Source organism: Sandaracinobacteroides hominis (assembly GCF_016464365.1).
Taxonomy (GTDB): Bacteria; Pseudomonadota; Alphaproteobacteria; order Sphingomonadales; family Sphingomonadaceae; genus Sandaracinobacteroides; species Sandaracinobacteroides hominis.
On sequence record NZ_JADCUC010000001.1, the window covers coordinates 424,027 to 440,024 of the forward strand.

16 protein-coding genes and 1 tRNA gene are annotated in these 15,998 nt (G+C 63.5%); 10 read left to right on the forward strand and 7 right to left on the reverse strand.

Going from position 1 to position 15,998, the window contains the following annotated elements; genetic code table 11:
* The first annotated feature begins 4 nt into the window (after window positions 1–4).
* Both rbbA and IM784_RS02170 read left to right on the forward strand, forming a co-directional pair.
* Window positions 5–2,758 (forward strand): ribosome-associated ATPase/putative transporter RbbA, encoded by a 2,754-nt coding sequence (gene rbbA, locus IM784_RS02165; protein ID WP_199553632.1) that lies wholly within the window; start codon window positions 5–7, stop codon window positions 2,756–2,758.
* A 3-nt stretch (window positions 2,759–2,761) separates the two neighbouring features.
* Entirely contained in the window at window positions 2,762–3,886 is a 1,125-nt protein-coding gene (locus IM784_RS02170; protein WP_199553633.1) for an ABC transporter permease, read from the forward strand.
* A gap of 242 nt (window positions 3,887–4,128) precedes the next feature.
* On the opposite strand, the gene IM784_RS02175 is transcribed toward IM784_RS02170, so the two are convergent.
* The 3 genes from IM784_RS02175 to IM784_RS02185 all read right to left on the reverse strand — a co-directional run bounded on the left by IM784_RS02175 (window position 4,129) and on the right by IM784_RS02185 (window position 4,987).
* Window positions 4,129–4,202: transfer RNA gene (locus IM784_RS02175), tRNA-Cys, on the reverse strand.
* 77 nt (window positions 4,203–4,279) lie between these two features.
* Window positions 4,280–4,591: a hypothetical protein gene (locus tag IM784_RS02180; RefSeq protein ID WP_199553634.1), complete on the reverse strand. Its 312-nt coding sequence runs from the start codon at window positions 4,589–4,591 to the stop codon at window positions 4,280–4,282.
* 9 nt (window positions 4,592–4,600) lie between these two features.
* Window positions 4,601–4,987, reverse strand: coding sequence for a YkvA family protein (locus IM784_RS02185; RefSeq protein ID WP_199553635.1), 387 nt, complete (start codon window positions 4,985–4,987; stop codon window positions 4,601–4,603).
* Window positions 4,988–5,032: 45 nt separating this feature from the next.
* Here IM784_RS02185 and dgcA point away from each other — a divergent pair, with 45 nt between their 5' ends.
* Window positions 5,033–6,013 (forward strand): N-acetyl-D-Glu racemase DgcA, encoded by a 981-nt coding sequence (gene dgcA, locus IM784_RS02190; RefSeq protein WP_199553636.1) that lies wholly within the window; start codon window positions 5,033–5,035, stop codon window positions 6,011–6,013.
* 42 nt (window positions 6,014–6,055) lie between these two features.
* Complete coding sequence (gene eno, locus IM784_RS02195) at window positions 6,056–7,333, forward strand: phosphopyruvate hydratase (RefSeq protein ID WP_199553637.1); 1,278 nt, start codon at window positions 6,056–6,058, stop codon at window positions 7,331–7,333.
* A gap of 87 nt (window positions 7,334–7,420) precedes the next feature.
* Here the strand turns inward: eno and IM784_RS02200 are convergent, their stop codons facing one another.
* On the reverse strand, window positions 7,421–7,699 hold the full coding sequence (locus IM784_RS02200; RefSeq protein ID WP_199553638.1) for a hypothetical protein: 279 nt from the start codon (window positions 7,697–7,699) through the stop codon (window positions 7,421–7,423).
* 324 nt (window positions 7,700–8,023) lie between these two features.
* On the opposite strand from IM784_RS02200, the gene IM784_RS02205 reads away from it, so the two are divergent.
* The 6 genes from IM784_RS02205 (at window position 8,024) to IM784_RS02230 (ending at window position 14,289) form a co-directional block, all read left to right on the forward strand.
* On the forward strand, window positions 8,024–8,374 hold the full coding sequence (locus tag IM784_RS02205; protein WP_199553639.1) for an FtsB family cell division protein: 351 nt from the start codon (window positions 8,024–8,026) through the stop codon (window positions 8,372–8,374).
* A 319-nt stretch (window positions 8,375–8,693) separates the two neighbouring features.
* Window positions 8,694–9,695: a pyruvate dehydrogenase (acetyl-transferring) E1 component subunit alpha gene (gene pdhA / locus IM784_RS02210; RefSeq protein WP_408015273.1), complete on the forward strand. Its 1,002-nt coding sequence runs from the start codon at window positions 8,694–8,696 to the stop codon at window positions 9,693–9,695.
* Window positions 9,695–11,053 carry a pyruvate dehydrogenase complex E1 component subunit beta gene (locus tag IM784_RS02215; RefSeq protein ID WP_199553641.1) on the forward strand — a complete coding sequence of 453 codons (1,359 nt, stop codon included), beginning with the start codon at window positions 9,695–9,697 and terminating at the stop codon, window positions 11,051–11,053. The genes pdhA and IM784_RS02215 overlap by 1 nt, the downstream gene beginning before the upstream one ends.
* Before the next feature lie 11 nt (window positions 11,054–11,064).
* Complete coding sequence (locus IM784_RS02220) at window positions 11,065–12,423, forward strand: pyruvate dehydrogenase complex dihydrolipoamide acetyltransferase (protein WP_199553642.1); 1,359 nt, start codon at window positions 11,065–11,067, stop codon at window positions 12,421–12,423.
* The gene (gene lpdA, locus IM784_RS02225; RefSeq protein WP_199553643.1) at window positions 12,420–13,793 is read left to right on the forward strand and encodes a dihydrolipoyl dehydrogenase; all 1,374 of its coding nucleotides are present in this window, start codon (window positions 12,420–12,422) and stop codon (window positions 13,791–13,793) included. Before IM784_RS02220 ends, lpdA begins: the two co-directional genes overlap by 4 nt.
* Complete coding sequence (locus IM784_RS02230; RefSeq protein WP_199553644.1) at window positions 13,771–14,289, forward strand: GNAT family N-acetyltransferase; 519 nt, start codon at window positions 13,771–13,773, stop codon at window positions 14,287–14,289. The genes lpdA and IM784_RS02230 overlap by 23 nt, the downstream gene beginning before the upstream one ends.
* Here the strand turns inward: IM784_RS02230 and IM784_RS02235 are convergent.
* The 3 genes from IM784_RS02235 to IM784_RS02245 all read right to left on the reverse strand — a co-directional run bounded on the left by IM784_RS02235 (window position 14,286) and on the right by IM784_RS02245 (window position 15,930).
* Window positions 14,286–14,936, reverse strand: coding sequence for a carbonic anhydrase (locus IM784_RS02235; RefSeq protein WP_199553645.1), 651 nt, complete (start codon window positions 14,934–14,936; stop codon window positions 14,286–14,288). The genes IM784_RS02230 and IM784_RS02235 overlap by 4 nt on opposite strands.
* Window positions 14,937–14,998: 62 nt before the next feature.
* Entirely contained in the window at window positions 14,999–15,538 is a 540-nt protein-coding gene (locus tag IM784_RS02240) for a J domain-containing protein (RefSeq protein ID WP_199553646.1), read from the reverse strand.
* Window positions 15,535–15,930: a hypothetical protein gene (locus tag IM784_RS02245; RefSeq protein ID WP_328799416.1), complete on the reverse strand. Its 396-nt coding sequence runs from the start codon at window positions 15,928–15,930 to the stop codon at window positions 15,535–15,537. Before IM784_RS02245 ends, IM784_RS02240 begins: the two co-directional genes overlap by 4 nt.
* Window positions 15,931–15,998: the final 68 nt, after the last annotated feature.

Below are 15,998 nucleotides of genomic sequence, written 5' to 3' on the forward strand. Positions count from 1 at the left end.
GACGATGAGCAAGGCCGATATGGCGCCCCTGGTGGCAAAGGTGTCGGGCGTCAGCCTGCGCCATGGCAAGGTGCAGGCGCTTGACGGTGTTCATCTCAGCATTCCGGCTGGACGGATGGTCGCGATGATCGGCCCGGACGGCGTAGGGAAATCGAGCCTCTTTTCGCTGCTGGCTGGCGCGCGGGCGATTCAGGAGGGCAGGGTGGAAGTGCTCGGCGGCGACATGGGCGACCGGACGCATCGCGAAGCCGTTTGCCCGCGCATCGCCTATATGCCCCAGGGTCTTGGCAGGAACCTCTATCCGACGCTGTCGGTCGATGAAAACCTGGAATTCTTCGCGCGGCTGTTCGGTCAGGACGCAGCCGAACGGGAACGGCGCATCGCCGAATTGACGCAGAGCACAGGCCTTGCACCGTTTCGCAAGCGACCGGCGGGGAAGCTTTCGGGCGGGATGAAGCAGAAGCTGGGTCTGTGCTGCGCCTTGATCCACGATCCCGATTTGCTGCTGCTGGACGAACCGACCACCGGTGTCGATCCGCTTTCCCGCGCGCAGTTCTGGGATCTGATCGATCGCATCCGTGTCAACCGTCCGCAGATGAGCGTATTGGTGGCCACCGCCTATATGGAGGAGGCTGAGCGCTTCGACTGGCTGATCGCCATGGATGCGGGCAAGGTGCTGGCGACCGGCACTCCGGCGGAAATCTATGAACAGAGCGGCAAGTCGACGCTGGAACAGGCCTTCATAGCCCTGCTGCCGGAAGAAAAACGGCGTGGCCACGCGCCGGTGACGATCCCGCCCCGCGTGCAGGGCGAGGCGGCGGTCGCCATAGAGGCCAAAGGCCTGACCATGCGCTTTGGCGACTTTACCGCCGTGGACCATGTCGACTTCCGTATCGAACAGGGCGAGATCTTCGGTTTTCTGGGATCGAACGGCTGCGGCAAGTCGACGACGATGAAGATGCTGACCGGCCTGCTGAAAGCCAGCGAAGGACAGGCATGGCTGTTTGGCCGCGAGGTTGAAAATGACGACATGGCGACCCGGCGACGCGTGGGCTACATGTCCCAGGCATTTTCGCTCTATTCCGAGCTGACCGTCCGCCAGAATCTCGAACTGCACGCGCAACTCTTTCATGTTCCGCAGGATCAGATCGCCGGTCGGGTCGAAGAGATCGCAACGCGTTTCGGCCTTGGCGAGATCATGGCCGCGCTTCCCGAATCCCTGCCACTGGGACAGCGGCAGCGGCTGAGCCTGGCCGTGGCGATGATTCACAAGCCCGAGCTGCTCATCCTCGACGAGCCGACCTCCGGCGTCGATCCGATCGCGCGCGACCAGTTCTGGCAGATGATGATCGACCTGTCGCGAAACGACAAGGTCACCATCTTCATCTCCACGCACTTCATGAACGAGGCGGAACGGTGCGACCGCATCTCCCTGATGCACGCCGGCAAGGTTCTGGTGAGCGATACGCCGCAGGCCATTACCGAGCAGCGCGGCAGCGCCAGCCTTGAGCAGGCGTTCATCGCCTATCTGGAAGACGCCAGCCGCGGGCCGGAACATGCTGAAGACGTTCCGGCAGCCCCGTCGGTTGCGGCCGATCCCGCCGGGGCAGCGGTGGCGGACAATGGTCGCGGGTTCAGCCGCCGCCGGATGACAAGCTATGCCTTGCGCGAGACGCTCGAACTGCGGCGTGACCCCATTCGCGCCACGCTCGCGCTGCTGGGCAGCGTGATCCTGATGCTGATCATGGGCTATGGCATCAGTATGGATGTCGAAAATCTGCCGTTCGCGGTGCTGGACCGGGACGGCACCATGACCAGCCAGAATTACGCCCTTAACCTCGCGGGATCGCGATATTTTACCGAGCGTCCGCCGATCACCGACTATGGGCAGCTCGATCGGCGCATGCGGTCGGGAGAGCTGAGCGTCGCCATCGAGATACCGCCCAATTTCGCGCGCGACCTCAGGCGCGGCGTACCCGTTGAGATCGGGGTCTGGATTGACGGCGCCATGCCCCAGCGCGCCGAGACTGTTCAGGGTTATGTGCAGGCCTTGCACGGGCAATGGCTGTCGGACATGGCGGCGCAGGAACTGGGAAGCCGGCCAGCGGCGGGGCTGGTCAAGATCGAGTTGCGCTATCGCTACAATCCCGACGTCAAGAGCCTGGTTGCGATCGCACCCGCGGTGATGCCGATCCTGCTGCTGCTGTTTCCGGCCATGCTGACCGCGCTCAGCGTCGTGCGGGAAAAGGAACTGGGATCGATCATCAATTTCTACGTGACCCCGATCACGCGAGTGGAATTCCTGCTGGGCAAGCAGATCCCCTATGTGGTGCTGGCCATGTCGAATTATGTCCTGCTGGTGCTGGTGGCGCTCGTGATTTTTCAGGTGCCCATCACAGGCAATGTCCTGGCCATGACGCTGGGCGCGCTGCTCTATGCCTTGTCGGCCACAGCCATCGGGCTGTTGTTCTCGATCTTCATGCGCAGCCAGATCGCGGCCCTGTTCGCCACAGCCATCGGCACCATCCTGCCGTCCGTTCAGTTTTCCGGCCTGATCAACCCGGTCTCTTCGCTGGAGGGAGCGGGGCAGATCATCGGGCCGATCTTTCCGGCAACGCCGTTCATCACGATCTGCCGGGGCGTCTTTTCCAAGGGCCTGGGCTTTGCCGAACTCAGCGGGGAACTGATGAATCTTGCGATCGCCTTCGTGGTGATCCTGGGCCTTTGCGCCTTGCTGCTCAAGAAGCAGGAGGGCTGATCCGTGTCCCATCTTTCCAACATCTATCGGCTGGGGATCAAGGAACTGCGCAGCCTGTGGCGCGATCCGATGATGCTCGTCCTGATCCTCTATGCATTCACGCTGGGGATCTATGTCGCGGCCACGGCGATGCCCGACACGCTGCACCGCGCGCCCATCGCGATCGTCGACGAGGATCAGTCCCCGCTATCCGGCCGGATCGTCGGCGCTTTCTATCCGCCCCACTTCGCCCAGCCTGATCTTGTCGACCTCAAGGATGCCGACAGGGGGATGGACGCTGGCCGCTATACCTTCACGCTCGATCTGCCGCCCGACTTTCAGCGGGATGTACTGGCAGGTCGCCAGCCATCGGTGCAACTCAATGTCGATGCGACCCGGATGAGCCAAGCCTTCGCCGGCGGCGGCTACATTCAGCAGATCGTCCAAGGCGAGGTTGCGGAGTTCATGAAGGGAACCCGGGCCAGCCAGACCCTTCCGGCCGATCTCGTGCTGCGCGCGCGCTTCAATCCATCCCTCACGCAAAGCTGGTTTGGCGCGGTGATGGAAATCATCAATAACGTGACGATGCTGTCCATCGTATTGACCGGCGCCGCGCTTATTCGCGAACGCGAGCACGGCACAATCGAGCACTTGCTGGTAATGCCCGTAACCCCATTCGAGATAATGGCCAGCAAGATCTGGGCGATGGGTCTGGTCGTTCTCACGGCCTGTGCCTTCGCGCTCGTGGCGGTGGTCCGGGGCGCGCTCGGTGTGCCTATTGAAGGCTCGATTCCGCTGTTTCTTGCCGGCGCTGTCCTGCACCTTTTCGCCGCCACCTCAATGGGCATCTTCATGGGTACGATCGCCCGTTCCATGCCGCAGTTCGGCCTGCTCCTGATGCTGGTGTTGCTACCTCTGCAAATGCTGTCTGGTGGCATGACCCCGCGCGAGAGCATGCCAGAGTTCGTTCAGATCGTCATGCTGGCGGCACCCACCACACATTTCGTGAAGATGGCGCAGGCCATCCTTTATCGCGGTGCGGGCTTCGAGGTTGTCTGGCCGCAGTTCCTCGCGATCAGTGGGATCGGCACCATCTTCTTCATTGTCGCACTAGGACGGTTTCGGCGCACGATAGCGACCATGGCCTGAGAAGGGGCTGTCGCTGGCGCGCGCCTTGCCAGCCGATCGGGTCTCTCGACTGGTATGCCGGTATTCAACCTCGCTATCCCAGCTGGAGTTTACAGATTCTGCCTTCTCCTACCGCCGCATTCTCTAGCGTAGGGTGCTTGCGGACGCTTCCGGACGGGGCTTGGCTGCGTTCCCTGGTAGCAGTAAAGCTGCGTAAAAACAGACGTTTAAGACACGTCTTGACACCCTCCTGGGAGAGGTTCTGGAGGCCCGAGCCGGAATCGAACCGGCGTGCACGGATTTGCAGTCCGCTACGTAACCACTCCGCCATCGGGCCTCGATACGCGGGCATCCCAACGCGGATGCGGACGCGGGCTGTAGCAGCGGTTTCCCCGGATATCTAGGGGCCAATCTTTAGGGATTGGCCTGCAGATGTGCGCCGATCTCGTCGAAGAAGCGCTCCAGCTGGTGCAGAACGTTCAGCTTGAACGCATAGTTCACGTCGGCGGAATTGCTCTCGATGATGGTCGATTCGTCGACTTTCTCTGCATAGGCGTCGGCCAGGCTCTGCACATAGCCGGGCGTCAGCTCGATATGGCCGCGTTCCGCCAGCAGCCTGAGCTGTACCACCATCATCTGCCGCACCAGCATCTCCAGCGTGGTGATGCGGGCGACCACGACTACCGGGTCCAGCTCGATCTGTTCCTCCGGGGCATCATCAGACATCGGCTGCTCCTACCAGTATCTCAGCGCCCAAAGCTGCAGCGCGACGAAAACGGCGATCATCGTCCACAGCAGGATGATCATCGCGGCACCTGCGCGGCTGATCGGGCGTTCGACCGCATTGTCGGCCTTGGCGCGAAATTCGTCCAGCAGCGGATCGGGGATCAGCGCCACGGCCGCCAGCAGACCGAGCGGCACGATGATCAGTTCGTCCAGCAAGCCGAGCAGCGGCACGAAATCGGGAATGAGGTCTATGGGCGAGAGCGCATAGGCGGCGACGAAGCCGCCGATCAGCTTTGCCAGCAGCGGCGTGCGCGGATCGCGGGCTGCGATCCAGAGCATGTGCGCGTCGCGGCGCAGGCGGTGAGAGGTGCGCTTGGCCCAGTCTGTAAGACCCATTTCTATTCCCTAGCGGCGTGCGCGGCGGGGCGCTAGGCATCGCGGATGCGGGAATTGAATGTGCGCGTGGAGCGCTGGGAAACGGCGAAGCCCTTCGTGATTGCGCGGGGGACGAAGCATCATGTGGACGTCGTTGTGGCTGAAGTGCGCGACGGGTCGCAGACGGGCAGGGGCGAAGGGACGCCCATCTATTATCGCGCAGACGATACCGAAAAGGCGACTGCCGCGCTGCAGGCGGCGGCCGATGCCGTGGCAGGTGGGGTTGGCAGGGCGGAGCTGCTGGACCTGATGTCGCCGGGCGCGGCGCGCAACGCACTCGATTCGGCGCTGTGGGACCTGGAGGCAAAGCTGGCTGGCAGGCGGGTGTGGGAACTGGCCGGTCTGCCGGCGCCGAAATCGCTGCTGACGGCCTTTACCATCAGCCTGGGCGATCCGGCGAACATGGAGGCGCAGGCGCGGGCGGCATCCGGGCGGGAGCTGCTGAAGTTGAAGCTGGGCGGCGAGGGGGACATGGAGCGGGTGGCGGCTGTGCGCGCCGCTGCTCCGGACGCGCGGTTGATTGCCGATGCAAACGAAAGCTGGGCGGGGATGGACGTGGAGCGGATGTGCCATGCGCTTGCCGCCTTTCGCCTGGAGCTGATCGAGCAGCCCTTGCCGGCCGGGGCGGATTCGGAGCTGGTGCATGTGAAATCGCCGATCCCGCTGGCGGCGGACGAAAGCCTGCAGAGCCGGGCCGAGCTGGGCGATGTGGTGGGGCGATACCGGTTTGTGAATGTGAAGCTGGACAAGTGCGGCGGGCTGACGGAGGCGCTGGCGCTGGCGCATGCGGCGCAGATGCGCGGGCTGGGGCAGATGACGGGCTGCATGCTTTCCACCTCGCTGGGGGTGGCGCCGGCGTTTGTCGCCGCATCGCGCGGCGCGTTCACGGATCTGGACGGGCCGCTGCTGCTGGCGAAGGACCGGCCGGACGGAATGCGCTTTCATGGCAGCGATGTGGAGCCGCCCGAGGTTGCGCTCTGGGGATGAGGGATTAAAGCCCTGCGGTGACTCGGAAACAGAGGAGCCAGCATGACTGCCATCGTCGACCTGATCGCCCGTGAAATTCTGGACAGCCGGGGCAACCCGACGGTGGAGGTGGACTGCATCCTGGAAGATGGCAGCCTGGGCCGGGCGGCTGTGCCCTCGGGGGCTTCGACCGGCGCGCATGAGGCGGTCGAGAAGCGGGACGGCGACAAGGGGCGCTATCTGGGGAAGGGCGTGCGCGATGCGGTTGCCGCCGTGCATGGCGAGCTTTCCGATGTGCTGATCGGGTTGGATGCCGAGGAGCAGGAAGACATCGACGCGCAGATGATCGCGCTGGACGGCACGCCGAACAAGGCGCGGTTGGGGGCGAATGCGATTCTGGGCGTGAGTCTGGCCGTGGCCAAGGCTGCAGCCGAGGCGCGAGGTCTGCCGCTGTATCGCTATGTTGGCGGGACGGCGGCGCGGGTTTTGCCGGTGCCGATGATGAATATCATCAATGGCGGCGCACATGCCGACAATCCGATCGACTTTCAGGAATTCATGATCCTGCCGGTGGGCGCCGAGAGCTTTTCTGAAGGGCTGCGGTGGGGGGCGGAGATCTTCCATACGTTGAAGAAAGAACTGCATGACCGCGGGCTTTCGACGGCGGTGGGTGACGAGGGCGGCTTTGCGCCGAACCTGTCCAGTGCGGTGGAAGCGCTGGATGTAATCCTGAAGGCGATCGAGAAGGCCGGCTACAAGCCCGGTGACGAGGTGATGCTGGGGCTGGACTGCGCCTCTACCGAATTCTTCAAGAACGGTGCCTATCATATGGAAGGAGAAGGAAAACTTCTCTCATCAGACGAGATGTCAGCCTTCCTTGCGAACCTTGTTGCCAAGTATCCGATCATTTCGATCGAGGATGGCATGGGCGAGGATGACTGGGCCGGCTGGAAGGCGCTGACCGATGCGGTGGGGGCGAAAACGCAGCTGGTGGGCGACGACCTGTTTGTCACCAATGCGGCGCGGCTGCGCGAGGGCATCGCCAGGGGGGTGGCGAATTCCATCCTGGTGAAGGTGAACCAGATCGGCACGCTGTCGGAAACGCTGGAGGCGGTGAACACGGCGCATCGGGCCGGCTATACGGCGGTGATGAGCCATCGTTCGGGCGAGACCGAGGATGCGACCATTGCCGACCTGGCGGTTGCGACCAATTGCGGACAGATCAAGACGGGGTCGCTCAGCCGCTCGGACCGGCTTGCGAAATATAATCAGCTGCTTCGGATCGAGGCGGAGCTTGGGGCTTCGGCGATTTATGCGGGGCGGAGCGTGATCCGCGCCTGAGGCGCCAATGGCCTGAAAAGAACGGGGGCCCGGTTTGAACGAACCGGGCCCCAGTGTCTTATTCCAAGTCTCGGGTTGGAAGGTTGCTCAGGCGGGACGCCTGCGCGCGGCAAAGCCGATCATGCAGATACCTGCGACCAACATTGCCAGATTGCCGGAGTCCGGCAGCGACGACATTTGGCTGTCGTTCATGGTTTCTTGTTTGCCTTCTGCGACCAGGAAGGATGCCGCCTTGACGGAAGCGGTCTGTGTTTGGGCCGTAGCGGTGCGCGCCAGATCTTGTGCCTGGACTTGTGCAGCCGCCATTTGAACATTGGCCAAGAGGAGAGCGAGTGCGGCGCCTGCCTTGAAACTCTGGCTGAACATGGCGGTTTTTCTCCGTTCTCATACGAGCGACCCATTATTTTTATCCGCTCGCAACGTTTGGTTAGCGCCTGATGAACGGCCGTTAAAGATATGAAATAGCATGTTTACATTCATTGACGTTTGAATCGGCATGTGTTGCGACATTAATGCAACACTGGTGTTATCCCGTTTGCAACGTTCAGACGTTGTGTGAACTTCGCCGCAAGGCGATATGCTGTGGTGCCTTGCCGGACTGATGCGGATTGGACACAATATTTGGTGAGGGGCGGCCGGATAGGCCGCAACGGGCCTTGACGACGCCGGCGACGCGTGATTCTGTGGATTATGCAGTCTGCACCGATCCTTGACCTGATGAAGCGCGCCGCGCTTCCGGCGGCGTGCCTGCTGATCATTCTCTATTTCGGCATGCATGCGCTCTTTGGGCCGTCCGGATATCTGGCGCTGGATGATATCCGGCAGGAAAAGGCCGAACTGGCGCAGCGTCAGGCGATGCTCATGCAAAAGAAGGCGGCGCTGAGCCGGGATATCGCGCTGCTGGATCCACGGGGCGCCGATCCGGATTTCGCCGACGAGCTGGTGCGTCGGCACCTGGGCGTGATCCGGCCGGATGAAGTGATCGTGCCGTTTGAACGCGATGCTGTGCCGCCACGTCCGCAGGCTGCGCCGCGCGGATAATTCCGGGCTTCCAGGCGCTGATGTCAAAAGGAATCGGGCTGGGTGCGAACCGCCGATTTTCCGATTTGGTAGCATGAATTCGCGAAAAATATCCGATATTTGCTGAATTTTGCCGTTTCAGGCCAGATTTCGCGCCTGCCTGTTGAAAGTTGAAAGCTCGCGGCTAGAACAGGCTAAGGCGTCCGGAGGGCCAGGCGCGGAAGGAATCTCGAGGGGATTAGAGTTGGCAAAGGCGACGAAGGCGGCTGAAGCCCCGGCGACGAGGGCGGCGCGTGGCACCAGTGCCGAGCTTGCGCATACGGCAGCTTCGAAAGGGAGGCTGGACAAGCTGCCTCTCGCGAAACGGCATGTGCCGACGCAGGATGAATATCGCGAGTTCTACCGGATGATGCTGCTGATTCGCCGCTTCGAGGAAAAGGCGGGGCAGCTGTACGGGATGGGGCTGATCGGTGGTTTCTGCCACCTGTATATCGGTCAGGAAGCGGTGGTGACGGGGCTGCAATCGGCGATCGTTCCCGGTCAAGACAGCGTGGTAACCGGTTACCGCGATCACGGCCATATGCTGGCGTGCCATATCGACCCCAAGGAAATCATGGCCGAACTCACCGGCCGGGCCGCCGGCATCAGCCGTGGCAAGGGCGGTTCGATGCACATGTTCTCGGTCGAGCAGGGCTTTTTTGGCGGGCATGGCATCGTGGCTGCACAGGTGCCGATCGGCGCAGGGCTGGGCTTTGCGCACAAGTATAAGGGGGATGGCGGTGTCGCCATCGCCTATTTCGGCGACGGCGCGGCGAACCAGGGGCAGGTCTATGAAGCCTTCAACATGGCAGAGCTGTGGAAGCTGCCGGTGATCTTCGTGATCGAGAACAACCAGTATGCGATGGGGACGTCGGTGAACCGCGCCTCTGCCGAGGACCAGCTGTATCGCCGGGGCGAGAGCTTCCGCATTGAGGGGATGCAGGTGGACGGCATGGACGTATGTGCCGTGCGTGGCGCCGCCAATGTGGCGGTGGAATGGACGCGCGGCGGGCATGGGCCGATCCTGCTGGAGATGAAGACCTATCGCTATCGCGGCCATTCGATGAGCGATCCGGCGAAATATCGCACGCGTGACGAAGTGCAGGCGATGCGCGACAGCCGCGATCCGATCGACATGGCGAAACGGGAGATGCTGGAACTGGGCTTTGCCGACGAGGCCTGGTTCAAGACCATCGAACAGGATGTGAAGAAGCAGGTGGCCGAAGCGGCCGACTTTGCGGAGCAGGCGCCCGAGCCGGAAGTTTCCGAGCTTTATACGGACGTTCTGGTGGGGAGCTACTGATGCAAGTGAAGTTGCCGGCAATGTCCCCCACGATGGAAGAGGGGACGCTTGCGACCTGGCTGGTGAAGCCGGGCGATGTGGTGAAACCCGGGCAGGTGATCGCCGAGATCGAAACCGACAAGGCGACGATGGAGCTGGAATCGGACGAAGGCGGCACGGTTGTGTCGCTGGATGTGGCCGCCGGCACCGACGCGGTGAAGGTGGGAACGGTGATTGCCGTGATCGCTCTGGAGGGGGAGAGCGCCCAGCCGGCTGCCGCTGCTACGGCAGCTCCGGAGCCTGTTGCGGCGGCGGCTCCCGCACCCGCCCCCGCCCCGCAGGAAGCCGCGCCAGCTGCGAAGCCGGTGGAACTGACACCGGCGACGGTTGCGGCCTTTGAGGGCAATACCCGCAAGCAGACGGTGCGCGAGGCGCTGCGCGATGCGATGGCCGAGGAAATGCGCGCCGACGCCAGCGTCTTCGTGATGGGCGAGGAAGTTGCCCAGTATCAGGGCGCCTACAAGGTGACGCAGGGTCTGCTGGACGAGTTTGGCGACAAGCGCGTGGTGGATACGCCGATCACCGAATATGGTTTCGCCGGGCTTGGCGTGGGGGCGGCGATGGGCGGATTGAAGCCGATCGTCGAGTTCATGACCTTCAACTTCGCGATGCAGGCGATCGACCACATCATCAATTCGGCTGCCAAGACCAACTATATGTCGGGCGGGCAGATGCGCTGCCCGATCGTCTTCCGCGGGCCGAATGGCGCAGCGAGCCGGGTGGCGGCGCAGCATAGCCAGAACTACGGGCCCTGGTATGCCAGCGTGCCGGGGCTGATCGTGTTGTCGCCCTATGATGCAGCCGACGCCAAGGGCCTGCTGAAGAGCGCGATCCGCTCTCCGGACCCGGTAGTGTTCCTGGAGAATGAGCTGCTGTACGGGCATAGCTTTGAGGTGCCCGAGGGCGAGCATGTGGTGCCGATCGGCAAGGCGCGCCTCTATCGCGAGGGCGCCCATGTGACGCTGGTTTCCTACTCCATCGGCGTCGGGGTGGCGCTGGATGCGGCGAACCAGCTGGCGGCCGAAGGGATCGAGTGCGAAGTGCTGGATCTGCGCTCGCTGCGTCCGCTGGACGAGGCGGCGGTGCTGGCGTCGCTGAAGAAGACCAACCGCATGGTGGTGGTGGAGGAAGGCTGGCCGGTGTGCAGCATCTCCAGCGAAATCATCGCCATTGCCATGACCAAGGGCTTTGACGATCTGGACGCACCGGTGCTGCGGGTGACCAACAAGGATGTCCCGCTGCCCTATGCGAACAATCTGGAAAAGCTGGCGCTGGTGAAGGCGGCTGACGTCGTCGCCGCTGTCAAATCTATCATCTGAGGGGGCGTTTCATGGCCATCAATATCACCATGCCGGCGCTTTCCCCGACGATGGAAACGGGGACGCTGGCGAAGTGGCTCATCAAGGTGGGCGACAAGGTCAAGCCGGGCGACATCATTGCCGAGATCGAGACCGACAAGGCGACCATGGAAGTGGAAGCCGTGGACGAGGGCGTGGTGACGGCGCTGCTGGTGGCCGAGGGAAGCGAGGAAGTTAAGGTGAACGCGGTGATCGCGACCTTGGCGGCGGAGGGGGAGGATGCTTCTCCGGCACCGGCGTCCGAGCCTGCGTCTGCGCCTGCACCGGCGGTGAAGGCGGAAGCGCCTGCACAGGCGGCCAAGGCCGAACCCGCTCCTGCCGTTGCACCTGCTCCGGCCTCTGCGCCTGCTCCTGCGCCTGCGGCAACGCCGGCGCCCAAGGCGGAGGCGGCACCTGCCGCCGTGCCGGTGAAGGAGGGACGCATAGCCGCCTCCCCGCTGGCCAAGCGCATTGCCGAGCTGAGTGGTGTGGATCTGTCGGCGCTGAAGGGCAGCGGGCCCAATGGGCGGATCGTGAAGGCGGATGTGGAAGCGGCAGCGGGCAAGGCTCCGGTGGTTTCCGTGCTGCCTTCGGTGGCAGCGGCGCCTGCTGCTCCGGTGGCCGAAAAGGCTGCTGTTGCTGCGGCGCCCGTGGATGGCGGTGCACCGTTCGAAGCGGTGAAGCTGTCGCAGATGCGCAAGACGATTGCGCGCAGGCTGACCGAATCGAAGCAGACGGTTCCGCATTTCTATCTGACCGTCGATGTGCGGCTGGATGCGCTGCTGAAGCTGCGCGGCGAGCTGAACAAGGCGCTGGAAGTGCAGGGCGTGAAGCTGTCGGTGAACGACCTGCTGGTGAAGGCATTGGGGCTGGCGCTGCATGCGATTCCGGACGCCAATGCGAGTTTTGCCGGCGATACGCTGAAGAAGTTCAGCCGCGCCGATGTCTCGGTGGCGGTGGCGATCCCCGGTGGGCTTATCACGCCGGTGATCCGCGACGCCGGGAACAAGCGATTGTCGGTGATTGCGACGGAGATGAAGGATCTGGCCGCACGGGCGAAGGCCGGCAAGCTGCAGCCGAGCGAATATACCGGCGGCACGGCCAGCATCTCCAACCTGGGCATGTACGGCATCAAGCAGTTCGACGCGGTGATCAACCCGCCCGAGGGCATGATCCTGGCGGTGGGGGCGGGCGAGAAGCGGCCCTATGTTGTCGATGACGCGCTGGCGATTGCGACGGTGATGTCGGCGACGGGCAGTTTCGACCATCGCGCCATCGATGGGGCGGTAGGCGCCGAGTTGATGGGGGCTTTCAAGAAGCTGGTCGAAAATCCGCTGGGGATGCTGGCATGAGCGTGGAACAGTTTGACCTCGTCATCATCGGCTCCGGACCTGGTGGGTATGTGGCGGCCATCCGGGCTTCGCAGCTGGGGCTGAAAGTTGCCATTGTCGAGCGCGAGCGGTTGGGCGGGATCTGCCTCAACTGGGGGTGTATCCCGACGAAAGCGCTGCTGCGCTCGTCCGAGATCAAGCATTATATGGACCATGCCTCGGCCTATGGTCTGGCGGCCGAAAAGATCAGCTTCGATCTGGCGGCGGTGACGGAGCGCAGCCGGAAGGTTGCGAACCAGCTGAATTCAGGCGTGAAGGGCCTGATGAAGAAGAACAAGGTGACGGTCGTCGAAGGCGTTGCCGTGCTGAAGTCCGCGACTTCCGTGCAGGTGGGTGAGCGGACGCTGGAGGCGAAGAATGTGATCGTGGCAACCGGCGCGCGGGCGCGGGAGCTGCCGCATCTGAAGGCCGATGGCGAGCGGGTGTGGACCTATCGCCATGCGCTGGTGCCGCCGGCGATGCCGACCGACCTGCTGGTGATTGGCTCCGGCGCGATTGGCGTCGAGTTTGCGAGCTTCTACAAGGATATGGGGGCGAAGGTTACCATCATCGAGATGCTGGACCGCATCCTGCCGGTGGAAGATTCGGAAATTTCCGCCTTTGTCGAGAAATCGTTGAAAAAGCAGGGGATGACCATTCGCACCAAATCCTCGGTCGACAAGATTGAGGTGACGAAGGACGGCGTGACCGCGACCATCAGCGGCGAGACGCAGACGTTCAGCCATGTGATCGTGGCCATCGGCATTGTGCCGAACACCGAGAATCTGGGGCTGGAAGCGCTGGGCGTGGCGCTGGACCGCGGCCATATCGTGACCAACGAATGGGGTCAGACCAATGTGCCGGGCCTTTGGGCGATCGGCGACGTGGCGGGCGCCCCCTGGCTGGCGCACAAGGCGAGCCATGAAGGCGTGGTCGCGGTGGAGAAGATCGCCGGCGATTCGCACGCGCATCCGATGGACAAGTCCAACATTCCCGGCTGCACCTATTCGCGGCCGCAGGTGGCAAGCGTCGGGCTGACCGAGGCGAAGGCGAAGGAAGCCGGGTATGACGTGAAGGTGGGACGCTTCCCCTTCATCGGCAACGGCAAGGCGATTGCGCTGGGCGAGACCGAGGGCATCGTGAAGACGGTGTTCGATGCGAAGACCGGGGCGTTGCTGGGTGCGCATATGGCCGGCGCGGAAGTGACCGAACTGATCCAGGGCTATGTGATCGCGCGGCAGTGCGAGGCAACGGAAGCCGAGCTGATGGCGACGATCTTCGCGCATCCGACCATTTCGGAGACGATGCACGAGGCGGTGCTGGATGCCTATGGGCGGGTCCTTCACATCTGATTCCGTTCGCGCCGCGTCTCGGGCGGACGCGGCCGCCTGCGCCGAAATCTATCGGCCGCATGTAGAGCATGGGACTGCGACCTTCGAGACGGAGGCGCCGGACGTAGGCGAAATGGAAGCGCGAATTGGCCGCTGCCTGGAAAGGGGCTGGCCATGGCTGGTGGCGGAGCGCGACGGGGAGATGATCGGCTATGCCTATTGCACGCAGTTCCGGGACCGGGCGGCCTATCGGCATACGGCGGAGAACAGCGTCTATGTGCGCAGCGAGCTGGCGGGGCAGGGGGTTGGCCGGCTGCTGATGCAGGCGCTGCTGCCGGAAGCGCGAGCCTCGGGCTTTCAGCAGCTGATCGCGGTAATCGGCGACAGCGGCAATGCCGGCTCGATCGGGCTGCACCGGGCGTTCGGGTTTCGCGACGCGGGTGTGATGACCGAAGTTGGCTGCAAGTTCGGGCGTTGGATCGATGTCGTCTTCATGCAGCTGGAGCTGCGGCGCTAGAGTTCCACCGGGACCGACTGGAACTGGCCGCTCGTGCCATCGAGGACGCGCAGCGCACCTTCGGCGATGTCGAAGATGACACCGTGCATTTCGAGCCCGCGCTTCTTCACCGCCTGCGCGACGAAGGGATAGCTGGCGAGGTTCTCAAGGCTGAGGCGGACGGCGGCCTGCTCCAGCGCCCGCTGCGCATCGATGTCCGGGGAGAGGGCGGAGGCGGCCTTCACCGAATCGCGGGCCGGGGCAATGAATTCCATCCATTCGTGGATGTGCTGGCCGGCACCGGAGACGGCATTGTCGAACGCGCCCGAGAGTGAGGCGGCGATGCCGCCGCAGCGACCGTGGCCGAAAACGACGAGATGATCGACCTCAAGGATGGTGACGGCATATTCCAGCGCAGCGGCGACGCTGGACTGGCCGTGGATTGCCGAGAGCGGCGGCACCAGATTGGCGATGTTGCGCAGGACGAACATCTGCCCGGGCGCGGCGTCAAACACGCGCGTGGGGTCAACACGGCTGTCCGAGCAGGCGATGACCATCACCTTCGGCGACTGGCCCTGCGCCAGATGATCGTAACGCTCGCGCTGTTCGCGGTAGGCGCCGAGGCGGAAGCGACGGTAACCCTCTATGAGTATATCAAATTCCGACATGCCCGGCCTCATGCCCAACAATATCGAAAAGGGGAAGGGTGGATTTGGTCTGAGTCGCGCCCCTAGACCTTCTGCTGCTGGGCGCGCTGTTCGGCGGCGGACTTCAGGATTTCGTAAGCCGCCTGGATTGCCTGGAAGCGCTGGGCGGCTTCGGTGTTTCCGGGGTTCAGATCTGGGTGGTTTTCCTTGGCCATGCGCCGGTGGGCCGCCTTGATGGCGGCTTCGTCGGTGTCTGGCGGCAGGTCGAACAGGCGGAGCGCGTCGAGTTCGGCGCGGGTGCGGCTGCCGTCGCCTTCGCCCCAGGCCCAGTGGCGGGCGCGTTCATAGCTGCGCTGGCCGCGGGTTTCCTGCTCTTCCTGGGCGGCGGCTTCCTCGTCGGTCAGCTGCTCGAAGTAATTCCAGCCCTTGTTGTACTCGGCTGCGTGCGCTTCGCAGAAATACCAGCGCTCCGGGCGGTTCGGCGCCTTGGGGGCGGGGCAGTTGCCGGGTTTGGTGCAACCGTGCCGATCGCACAGCCGCTGCGCCTGCGGTGCCCGGCCGGCACCGTCATAGTCACGCCAGCGCGGGAAGCCCCAATCGTGGCTGCGGCCCTGCCGGCTCATTGGCTCCACTCGAATCGCATCAGGTCAGGTTCTACCCGGCCGAGGCGTGCTTCAACGGAAAACAGCAGCTCGTGGCTGAAATGGCGCAGGGGGGCGTCGCGACGACCGGCTGGGGAGGCGATGAAGGCGTTCACCCGCGCACAGATGGGGCCTTCGCCGCCGGAATGGAAGGCGCGCGCGGACGCGATCCAATATTGGGTGAGGGTTTCGTGATAGCCTTGGGTGCTGTCGTTCACGCCTCCGACGGAGACATTGTAGGCGGAGATGATGCCGGGCAGAGCGGTTTCTAGCGGCAGGTCGTGTTCGATGACCAGCACCGAAACGGCGCATAGATGGGCTTCGTGCGTCCATTCCGGCCGCGGCAAGGTGCGGGCGAGCAGCCCCGAGGCCACTCGCCTGACTTCATCGTCCGTCCCGTAAAGGCGGGGCGGAAACTCTTCCGCCCCGGCTAGCAAGCTAG